At 68.7% G+C, this 9551-nt stretch carries 8 protein-coding genes and 2 pseudogenes; 4 read left to right on the top strand and 6 right to left on the bottom strand.

Annotated elements, in window-relative coordinates; translation table 11 throughout:
* Positions 1-219 (top strand): annotated as a pseudogene (locus RMP09_RS18755) (type I glyceraldehyde-3-phosphate dehydrogenase); the annotation flags it as partial.
* 150 nt (positions 220-369) lie between these two features.
* On the opposite strand, the gene RMP09_RS18750 reads toward RMP09_RS18755, so the two are convergent.
* The 3 genes from RMP09_RS18750 to RMP09_RS18740 all read right to left on the bottom strand — a co-directional run bounded on the left by RMP09_RS18750 (position 370) and on the right by RMP09_RS18740 (position 2609).
* Positions 370-1158 carry an SPOR domain-containing protein gene (locus RMP09_RS18750; RefSeq protein ID WP_310567493.1) on the bottom strand — a complete coding sequence of 263 codons (789 nt, stop codon included), beginning with the start codon at positions 1156-1158 and terminating at the stop codon, positions 370-372.
* Complete coding sequence (locus RMP09_RS18745; protein WP_310567492.1) at positions 1152-1949, bottom strand: biotin--[acetyl-CoA-carboxylase] ligase; 798 nt, start codon at positions 1947-1949, stop codon at positions 1152-1154. The genes RMP09_RS18750 and RMP09_RS18745 overlap by 7 nt, the downstream gene beginning before the upstream one ends.
* Positions 1950-2075: 126 nt before the next feature.
* Complete coding sequence (locus RMP09_RS18740) at positions 2076-2609, bottom strand: SET domain-containing protein (protein ID WP_409559760.1); 534 nt, start codon at positions 2607-2609, stop codon at positions 2076-2078.
* A gap of 98 nt (positions 2610-2707) precedes the next feature.
* Here RMP09_RS18740 and RMP09_RS18735 point away from each other — a divergent pair, with 98 nt between their 5' ends.
* Both RMP09_RS18735 and RMP09_RS18730 read left to right on the top strand, forming a co-directional pair.
* Complete coding sequence (locus RMP09_RS18735) at positions 2708-5653, top strand: DNA topoisomerase III (protein ID WP_310567491.1); 2946 nt, start codon at positions 2708-2710, stop codon at positions 5651-5653.
* A 32-nt stretch (positions 5654-5685) separates the two neighbouring features.
* The gene (locus tag RMP09_RS18730) at positions 5686-6342 is read left to right on the top strand and encodes a glutathione S-transferase family protein (RefSeq protein ID WP_310567490.1); all 657 of its coding nucleotides are present in this window, start codon (positions 5686-5688) and stop codon (positions 6340-6342) included.
* A 45-nt stretch (positions 6343-6387) separates the two neighbouring features.
* Here the strand turns inward: RMP09_RS18730 and RMP09_RS18725 are convergent, their stop codons facing one another.
* The 3 genes from RMP09_RS18725 to RMP09_RS18715 form a co-directional block, all read right to left on the bottom strand.
* Positions 6388-7857 (bottom strand): sensor histidine kinase, encoded by a 1470-nt coding sequence (locus RMP09_RS18725; protein WP_310567489.1) that lies wholly within the window; start codon positions 7855-7857, stop codon positions 6388-6390.
* A 20-nt stretch (positions 7858-7877) separates the two neighbouring features.
* A complete protein-coding gene (locus tag RMP09_RS18720; RefSeq protein ID WP_310567488.1) occupies positions 7878-8546 on the bottom strand; it encodes a response regulator transcription factor in 669 nt (222 codons plus the stop codon).
* A 165-nt stretch (positions 8547-8711) separates the two neighbouring features.
* Positions 8712-9131: a MarR family winged helix-turn-helix transcriptional regulator gene (locus RMP09_RS18715; protein ID WP_310567494.1), complete on the bottom strand. Its 420-nt coding sequence runs from the start codon at positions 9129-9131 to the stop codon at positions 8712-8714.
* 207 nt (positions 9132-9338) lie between these two features.
* On the opposite strand from RMP09_RS18715, the pseudogene recA reads away from it, so the two are divergent.
* A pseudogene (recA, locus tag RMP09_RS18710) lies at positions 9339-9551 on the top strand (recombinase RecA); the annotation flags it as partial.

Here is a 9551-nt window from a genome sequence, read left to right as displayed (position 1 = left end):
ATGAAGGCGCAGAGCGAAGGCGCGCTCAAGGGCGTGCTGGGCTACACCACCGACAAGGTCGTGGCCACCGACTTCCGCGGCGAGACCTGCACCTCGGTGTTCGACGCCGACGCCGGCATCGCGCTGGACAAGACCTTCGTCAAGGTCGTGAGCTGGTACGACAACGAGTGGGGCTACTCGAACAAGTGCCTCGAAATGGTCCGCGTCGTCAGCAAGTAAGTAACAGCGCCCTCCTGCGGCACCCGATTCCTCGGGTGCCCTGGACCCCGAAAAGCCCATGCCCTCGCCGGCATGGGCTTTTTGCGTTGGGTGCTCAGGGTCGAGCAGCGGGGCGGCGGATCGGACGTGTCCGGATCCGTTGACACTTGGTCAGTTGCAGCGCTGCAGCCGCTTGCCCGCCAGCGCAGCGCCCAGGCCGGCCACCGTGCCGCGCTGGGCGTCGGTGACCTCGGGCAGGCGCAGGTTCCAGGCGCTGGTCTCGGTGCGCTCCTGCGCCACGCGCGCGGTGCGCACGCCCTTCTGGCTCACGTCCTGCAAGGCCTGCTGGGCGGCGGATTCGCTGGAGTAGGTGCCCAGCGCCAGGCCCGGGCTCAGCGGCCCGGACAGTTCGCGGAATGCCACGCCGATGGTGCGCAGTTCGGTCTTCTTGCGCTCGATCTGCTCGTCGTTGTAGCGGCCCATGTAGACCACCCAGCGCCCGCCCAGCTTCACTTCACCCAGTTGCCAGCGATCGCGCGGCAGGCCGCTGCCGCTCAGGGCGCTGCGCAGGGCGTCGGCCTGGGCCGGCGTGAAGCCGTTGGCCTGCCAGCAGGCGGTGGCGGGCGGCGGCGGTGCGGCGGGCGTGTTCAGCGCCGTGGGGGTGCCGCTGCTGGCGGTCGTGGCCGGGGTGGCTTCGGCCGCCGTGGCGCTGGCGTCGGCCGGGCCCGTCTCGCTGGCGACGGGGGCGGGCACGGCGGCGGGCTCGGCCACCGGGTCCGCCGCCGCGCTGTCTTTGGGACCGTTGAGCAGGCGCAACGCCTCGGGGTGGATCTGTGCCCGCAGACGCTCGGGTTCGGACTGGTCCACCGGCGCCAGGCCCAGCGGCGCCAAGTACCCCTGGGTCCAGGCGAAATAGCCGGCGTTGGCCAGCACCAGCAGCCAGACCACCAGCCTCAGCATGGGCGCACGCTCACTTCCGCACTGGTCACGGCGCGTTGGCCCTGCGGCGTGCGCAGCTGCAGCGCGCCTTGCGCGTCCACGCCGCTGGCCGTGCCCTCCGTGCCGTCGGACAGGCGCACCGCCAGGCCCCGCAGCGCATCGCGCTGCGCAAAGCGGCTGGCAAAGGCCGCGAAGCCGTGGGTCTCAAAGCCCAGCACATCGCGCAGCAGCGCGGGCGCCACGCGGGCCAGGGTTTCACCGGCGGTGATGCCCATGTGCACCTCGGCCAGGCCGGCCGGCGCCATGGCGGCCACCGCACCCGGCACCGCCAGCGCCGCCACCGCGTCGGCCTCGGGCCGTGCGATGTTGAGGCCCACGCCGATCACCACCACGCGGCGGCCCTGCTGGCCGTCGCCGTTGCTGGCCGTTTCCACCAGGATGCCGCCGAGCTTGCGCTGCTGCAGCCACAGGTCGTTGGGCCATTTCAGGCGCACGTCGGGGTGCAGGCTCTCGGCCAGGCTCACGCCCACCGCCAGCGACAGGCCCGACCAGTCGGCCGGCGCCAGCGGCAGGGCGATGGAAAAGGTCAGCGACTGCCCGGCCTTGCTGTGCCAGCCCTTGCCCAGGCGGCCGCGGCCTGCGGTCTGCTGCTCGGCGACCAGCAGCACCGGCTCGGTCAGCCCGTGGCGCGCGCGGCGCATCAGCTCGGTGTTGGTGGAATCGATCTCGGGCAGCACCTCGACGGTGAAGCCCGGCAGCTGCGGCACCACCGCCTGCCAGATGCCTTCGACGTGGGCGAGCAGGTCAGACATGTTTGGAATCGGCGGAAGACTCACCGGCGTGCGGGGTATCGTCCAGGGCACCCGTGGAACCGGCTCTGCCGGGCCACAGGGTGCGTCCCCCCTTCAGGGGGGAAGACGCGAAGCGGCGCAGGGGGGTCATCCGAGTCGTGTGGCGCGGCCGCCGCGTTTGGGCGCCAGCAGGGTGCCGCGGCAGTTCTTCGAGCCGCACCAGCACGGGTACTGGGCCTTGAGCTTGGGCGTGTAGGGCTCGTCGATCACCAGGCCGTAGTCGTAGAACAGTTCTTCGCCGGCGGCGATGTTGCGCAGCGCGCGGATGAAGACGCGGCCCTCGTCGATCTCGGCCTCGCAGTTCGGGGCGCAGCTGTGGTTGATCCAGCGCGAGGAGTTGCCGCCGTATTTGGCGTCGATGACGTGGCCTTCGTCGATGTGGAAATAGAAGGTGTGGTTGGGGTCCTGGGGATCGTGCGGGTGGCGGTTGAGCGCCTCGTCCCAGGTGATGACCTCGCCCACGTACTCGATCAGGGTCTCGCCCTCGGCCAGATCGACCATCGCGTACACCCCTTTGCCGTGCACGCCGGAGCGGCGCGTCTGGATGCGGCGGCTGCTGGCGGCGGGCTTGCCGGCGGTGGAAGGGCGGGGGCTTTGAGCGGATCCTGCGGTTTTCTTCACGGCCGGGAATTTTGGTAAGGTTGTTTTGTGCAGGTGCGCGCATGTGGGCGCGCATCCATGTGTGCGCGTGTGTACGCGCGTGGAACCGATTGTAGAGAATGAAGACCCTGGTCATTGCCGAGAAGCCATCCGTGGCCCAAGACATCGTGCGAGCGCTCACCCCCGTGGCGGGCAAGTTCGAGAAGCACGATGACCACTTCGAGAACGACCGTTATGTCGTGACCTCCGCCGTGGGCCACCTGGTGGAGATCGCGGCGCCCGAGCAGTTTGACGTCAAACGCGGCAAGTGGAGCTTTGCCCACCTGCCGGTGCTGCCGCCCTACTTTGAGCTCAAGCCGATCGACAAGACCAAGTCGCGCCTGTCGGCGGTGGTCAAGCTGGCCAAGCGCAAGGACGTGACACAACTGATCAACGCCTGTGACGCGGGCCGCGAGGGGGAACTCATCTTCCGCCTGATCGAGCAGTACGCCGGCGGGCTCAAGGGCGGGCAGTACCAGAGCCTGGGCAAGCCGGTGCAGCGCCTGTGGCTGCAGTCCATGACGCCGGCCGCCATCCGCGACGGTTTCGAGCACCTGCGCAGCGACCAGCAGATGCAGGGCCTGGCCGACGCCGCGCGCAGCCGCTCCGAGGCCGACTGGATGGTCGGCATCAACGGCACCCGCGCCATGACGGCCTTCAACTCGCGCGACGGCGGCTTCTTCCTCACCACCGTGGGCCGGGTGCAGACGCCCACGCTGTCCATCGTGGTCGAGCGCGAAGAACAGATCCGCGCCCACCGCAGCCGCGACTACTGGGAAATCCACGCCAGCTTCCTGGCCGAGGCCGGCGAATACCCCGGCAAGTGGTTCGACCCCGCCTTCAAGAAACCCACCGGCGACGATGCCGACGCCGACCTGCGCGCCGACCGCCTGTGGAACCAGCGCGAGGCGCTGGCCATCGTCGAGGCGGTGCGTGGCAAGGCCGCCAGCGTCACCGAAGAGAGCAAACCCACCACGCAGGCCAGCGGCCTGCTGTACGACCTGACCAGCCTGCAGCGTGAGGCCAACGGCCGTTTCGGTTTCTCGGCCAAGACCACGCTGCAGCTGGCGCAGAGTCTGTACGAACGCCACAAGGCCCTGACCTACCCGCGTACCGATTCGCGCGCCCTGCCCGAGGACTATCTGGGCACGGTGAAAGACACCTTCCAGATGCTGGCCGGCAGCGGCATGAAGCACCTGGCACCGCACGCGCAGACGGCGCTCAACAACGGCTACATCAGGCCCAGCAAGCGCATCTTCGACAACAGCAAGGTCTCGGACCACTTCGCCATCATCCCGACCCTGCAGGCGCCCAGCGGCCTGAGCGAAGCCGAACAGAAGCTCTACGACCTGGTGGTGCGCCGCTTCCTGGCGGTGTTCTTCCCCAGCGCCGAGTTCATGGTGACGACCCGGATCTCGAAGGTGCTGAATCACCATTTCAAGACCGAAGGCAAGGTGCTGGTCAAGCCGGGCTGGATGGCCGTGTACGGCAAGGAAGCGGCCGAAGACGTGGAAGGGGCCAAGGAAGGCGACAAGGGCCAGAACCTGGTGCCGGTGCGCGAGGGCGAGACCGTGCGCACCGAAACTGTCGACGCCAAGGGCCTGAAGACCAAGCCACCGGCACGCTACTCGGAAGCGACGCTGCTGGGCGCCATGGAAGGCGCGGGCAAGCTGATCGACGACGACGAACTGCGCGAAGCCATGCAGGAAAAAGGCCTGGGCACGCCAGCGACGCGGGCGGCCACCATCGAAGGCCTGCTGACCGAGAAGTACATGCTGCGCGAGGGCCGCGAGCTGATCCCCACGGCCAAGGCCTTCCAGCTCATGACGCTGCTGCGCGGGCTGGAGGTGGAAGAACTCTCCAAGGCCGAGCTCACCGGTGAGTGGGAACACAAGCTGGCGCAGATGGAGCACGGCCAGCTCAGCCGCAGCGCCTTCATGGCCGAGATCGCGCAGATGACCGAGCGCATGGTCAAGAAGGCCAAGGAATACGACCGCGACACCGTGCCGGGCAACTACGTCACGCTGGAGGCGCGCTGCCCCAATTGCGGCGGTGTGGTGAAGGAAAACTACCGCCGCTACGGCTGCACCGGCGCCGACGGCAACAGCGAGGGCTGTGGTTTCTCGTTCGGCAAGTCGCCGGCGGGCCGCACCTTCGAGCCCGACGAGGCCGAACAGCTGCTGCGCGACAAGAAGATCGGGCCGCTGGAGGGCTTCCGTTCCAAGGCGGGCTGGCCCTTCGTGGCCGAGATCGTCATCAAGTTCAACGAAGAAGACAAGAACTGGAAGCTCGAATTCGACTTCGGCGACGACAAGAAGAACGACGAGACCGGCGAACTGGTCGACTTCACCGGCAGCGAGTCGCTGGGCGGCTGCCCCAAGTGCGGCGGCGCGGTGCACGAGCACGGGGCCAACTACGTCTGCGAAAAGGCGGTGCCGACCCTGGCGCAGGCCACGCCCAGCTGCGACTTCAAGAGCGGCAAGATCATCCTGCAGCAGCCGGTGGCGCGCGAGCAGATGCGCAAGCTGCTGGAAACCGGCAAGACCGACCTGCTGGACAAGTTCGTGTCGATGCGCACGCGCCGCAGCTTCAAGGCCTTCCTGGCCTGGGACAAGGAGGCCGGCAAGGTGAACTTCGAGTTCGAGCAGCGCGACAGCAAGTACCCGCCGCGCAAGACCGCCGGCGGCGCGGCGCGCCCGGCCGCCAAGGCCGCCCCCGCGAAAAAGGCCGCTGCGGCCAAGAAGGCGCCGGCCGCCAAGAAAGCCGCCGCCCCCAAGGCCCCGCGCAAGACCACGGCCGCCACCGGCAAGCAGCCCAGCGCCGCGCTGGCCGCGGTGATCGGCGAAGGCGCGGTCTCGCGCCCCGAGGCGACGAAGAAGCTGTGGGATTACATCAAGGCCCACGGTCTGCAGGACGCAGCCGACAAGCGCAAAGTCAACGCCGACGCGAAGCTGGAGCCGGTGTTCGGCAAACCGCAGGTGACCATGTTTGAAATCGCGGGTGTGCTTGGGAAGCACCTCGGCTGAAGACAACAGAATTTCCCCAGGAGACACGAGCCATGAGCCTCAAGCTGTTCTACGCGCCCGGCGCCTGTTCCTTCGTGCCGCACGCCATGCTGGAGCTGGCCGGTGCGCCGTTCGAACCGGTGGCGGTCAAGCTGCACAAGGGCGAGCAGCGCGCGCCCGAGTACCTGGCGCTCAACCCGCGCGGCCAGGTGCCGGTGCTGGTGGACGGGGGCGAGGCGATCACGCAGATCGTCGCCATCCTGCAGCACCTGGACGCGCAGTTTCCGCAGGCGGGCATCCTGCCGGCGGCCGGCCTGGCGCGCACGCGTGCGCTGTCTACGCTGGCCTGGATGAACAACACGGTGCACCCCACGTTCACCCATGTGTTCATGCCGCAGAAGTTCACCGACGACGAGGGCGCGCAGCAGGTCATCCGCGCCTTCGCGGTCAACAGCTACCGCGGTCTGCTGGGCGAGATCGAGGCCATGGCCGTCCAGGTCACGCCCTGGCTGGCCGGTGAACAGCCCACGGCGCTGGACGCCTACGCCCTGACGCTGCTGCGCTGGGGCGGTTACGCCGGCATCGACCCGACCACCCTGCCCGCCACCTGGGCGCTGGCACAGCGCTTCGCGGCGCTGCCGGCGGTGGCCCGCGTGGTCGAGCGTGAACGCCTGCAGCTCAACGTGTACCAGCCGCCGACGGCGGCCTGAACCAGGTCAGACAGAATGAACAAGGGCGGCCATGGCCGCCCTTGTTCATTCTCCTGCCGGTTTGCGCGGCGCGAAGCGGATCGACACCCGCAGGCCGCGCGGCACGGCGTCGGGGTGGGCGTCTTCCATCATCACCGCCGCGCCGTGCTGTTGCGCGATCTCGTGCACGATGGCCAGCCCCAGGCCCGAGCCGTCGACGTTGGTGCCCAGCGCGCGGTAGAAGGGTTGCAGCACCAGCTCGCGTTCGTTCTCGGGGATGCCGGGGCCGTTGTCTTCCACCTGCAGGATCTGCACGCCGCTGAAGCGGTCGAACAGCACGTGCACGGTCACCACGCCACCGCGTCCGGTGTAGTTGATCGCGTTGTCCACCAGGTTGCGGCTCATCTCTTGCAGCAGGGTGGGGTTGCCGTCCATCAGGCAGTCGTCGGGCAGCTGCTCGGGCCCTTCGTAGCCGAGGTCGATGCCGTGCTCCAGCGCGCGCGGCACCGAGTCGCGCACCACGCCCATGACCAGGCGCGCCAGGTCGATGCGTGCGCTGGGCAGGGCGCGGCCGGTAGTTTCGGCGCGGGCCAGGGCCAGCAGCTGGTTGACGGTGTGGGTGGCGCGCGTGCTGGCCAGGGCGATCTGCTGCAGCGAGCTGCGGATGTCCTGCGGATTGCTCTCGCGCTGCGCCAGTTCGGCCTGCATGCGTAGCCCGGCCAGCGGCGTCTTGAGCTGGTGCGCCGCGTCCGCCAGGAAGCGCTTCTGCGTCGTCAGTGAGGTCTTCAGCCGCGTCAGCAGGTCGTTGATCGACGACACCAGGGGCGCCACTTCCTGCGGGATGTAGGACTCCTCGATCGGGCTCAGGTCGTCGGGCTTGCGCGCGCGGATCTTCTGCTCCAGGTCGTTGAGCGGGCGGATGCCGCGCACCAGCGCCATCCACACCAGCAGCACCGCCAGCGGCAGGATAACGAACTGCGGCACCATCACGCCCTTGATGATCTCGGTCGCCAGCGTCGAGCGCTTGCCCTTGGTCTCGGCCACCTGCATCAGCACCAGGCGCTGCGGTTCGGTGTCGCGCAGCAGCCAGATGTAGGCCACCCGCACCTCGTCGCCGCGCACCACGTCGTCGCGCAGTTTCACCTGGCCGGGTTCGGGCGTTTCGCTGTCGCGCGGCAGCGGGAAGTCGCCCTCGCCGCTGATGAGTTCGCCGCGCACGCCCAGCACCTGGTAGTAGACGAGGTCGCTGTCGTCGGCGCGCAGCAGGTCGCGCGCCTGGGGCGTGAGGTTGAAGCTCACGCGTTTGTTCTTGGCCACCACGAACTGGGTGAGCGCCTGCAGGTTGAATTCGAGCGCGCGGTCGAACGGCTTGGTGGCGATGCCCTGCGCCACGAACCAGGTCAGCGCCAGCGACAGCGGCCACAGCAGCAGCAGCGGCGTGAGCATCCAGTCCAGGATCTCGCCGAACAGGCTGCGCTGCTCCCGCTGGAACAGCCCGAAGGACATGCGCTCGTGGTCGTGTTTGTCCTCGGCCATGTCAGGGCGCGGTGGGCGCGTCAGATCTTTTCGAGGCAGTAGCCCAGGCCGCGCACGGTGGCGATGCGGATCGGGCCCTTCTCGATCTTCTTGCGCAGGCGGTGGATGTAGACCTCGATGGCGTTGTTGCTCACCTCTTCGCCCCACTCGCACAGGCGCTCGACCAGCTGGTCCTTGCTCACCAGCCGCCCGGCGCGCTGCAGCAGCACTTCGAGCAGGCCGAGTTCGCGCGCCGAGAGTTCGACCATCTTGCCGTCGATGGTGGCCACGCGGCCGGCCTGGTCGTAGACCAGCGGGCCGTGCTTGATGGTGGAGCTGGCGCCGCCCATGCCGCGGCGCGTGAGGGCGCGCACGCGCGCTTCGAGTTCCTGCAGGCTGAAGGGCTTGGCCATGTAGTCGTCGGCGCCGTAGTCCAGCCCCTTGACGCGTTCTTCCACGCTGTCGGCCGCGGTGAGGATGAGCACCGGCAGCGTGGAGCCGCGTGAACGCAGGCGCTTGAGCACTTCCAGCCCGTGCATCTTGGGCAGGCCCAGGTCGAGGATGAGCAGGTCGAACTCGTTGTTGGTCATCAGCGCGGCATCGGCCTCGCTGCCGCTGGCCACGTGGTCTACGGCAGCGCCGGCGGCGCGCAGGCTGCGCAGCAGGCCGTCGGCCAGCACTTGGTCGTCTTCGGCGATCAGGATGCGCATGGGTGTCTCCTCGGCGGCCGGTCGGGCCGGTGTTCTGGGGGCGTGGTGGCGGGGGGCGTGGTGCGCACGCCGGGGCGCGCCTGTGTTTCATTTTAGGACGCGGGCCTGCGCATCCGGCGCCCCGGCGTCAGGGGGAAACCCCTGCTGCCCCGGCCACCGCCGCCCTCATCCGCCGTAGGCTTCCAGGCCCAGGGCGACCACGGTGGCCACGTCGTTGCCCACCTGGGCGCGGAACTCGGCCTCGGCCTGCGCCACGGCCAGGCGGAAGGCTTCGAGCCACAGCAGCCCGGTGGCGGTGAAGACGATGCGGCGCGCCCGCGCGTCCAGCGGATCGGGTTCGCGCCGCACCAGGTCCCAGGCCTCGCATTGCGTCACCAGATCGCCCATGGCCTGCTTGCTCATGCCGGCGGCGGCGGCCAGCTCGGTCAGCCGCGAGCCCTGCAACCCCAGGTGGCGCGTGATGTGGATGTGCGCCGCGCCGACCTGTGCGCGTGCGGCCAGGTGGGACAGCGCCAGCGGCACCTGCGCGTCGTGCGCCATCAGGTGCAGCACACGTTCGTCGAAGCGCCGCAGCGCCAGGCCCATCAGCCGGCCCAGGTGGGTGGCGCGCCAGCGGTCGTCGGTGGTGGATGGGGTGGGGGTTTCGGACACGTCCAAATGGTAAGGCAAACTGACCAATAAATGGCTTGTTGAATGGGTATTCGCCGATAAACTCCTGTTCAAGCATCCAGCCTGTACGCAAACCCAAGGCCGGAAAGCCAGTACCCACTCTCACCCAAAGGAGCACTGCACATGGAAAGCGCCGTCAAGAACAATCCCCTCAACAGCGAAAAAGCCAAGGCCCTGCAGGCCGCGCTGGCCCAGATCGAAAAGCAGTTCGGCAAGGGCACCATCATGCGGCTGGGCGAAGGCGAGGTGATCGAAGACATCCAGGTCGTCTCCACCGGCTCGCTGGGGCTGGACATCGCGCTGGGCGTCGGCGGCCTGCCGCGCGGCCGCGTGATC

Source organism: Hydrogenophaga sp. (assembly GCF_031426985.1).
In the GTDB taxonomy this organism is placed as follows: Bacteria; Pseudomonadota; Gammaproteobacteria; order Burkholderiales; family Burkholderiaceae_C; genus Hydrogenophaga.
The sequence above is the reverse complement of the archived record's forward strand: the minus strand, read 5'-3'. Positions and strand labels throughout refer to the sequence as shown.

Excerpts from the sequence above, each read along its gene's own strand:
- RMP09_RS18745 (WP_310567492.1), bottom strand. The coding sequence starts at position 1,949 with ATGTCTGACCTGCTCGCCCACGTCGAAGGCATCTGGCAGGCGGTGGTG.
- RMP09_RS18730 (WP_310567490.1), top strand. The coding sequence starts at position 5,686 with ATGAGCCTCAAGCTGTTCTACGCGCCCGGCGCCTGTTCCTTCGTGCCG.
- RMP09_RS18725 (WP_310567489.1), bottom strand. The coding sequence starts at position 7,857 with ATGGCCGAGGACAAACACGACCACGAGCGCATGTCCTTCGGGCTGTTC.
- RMP09_RS18720 (WP_310567488.1), bottom strand. The coding sequence starts at position 8,546 with ATGCGCATCCTGATCGCCGAAGACGACCAAGTGCTGGCCGACGGCCTG.
- RMP09_RS18735 (WP_310567491.1), top strand. The coding sequence starts at position 2,708 with ATGAAGACCCTGGTCATTGCCGAGAAGCCATCCGTGGCCCAAGACATC.
- RMP09_RS18750 (WP_310567493.1), bottom strand. The coding sequence starts at position 1,158 with ATGCTGAGGCTGGTGGTCTGGCTGCTGGTGCTGGCCAACGCCGGCTAT.
- RMP09_RS18715 (WP_310567494.1), bottom strand. The coding sequence starts at position 9,131 with ATGGGCCTGGCGCTGCGGCGCTTCGACGAACGTGTGCTGCACCTGATG.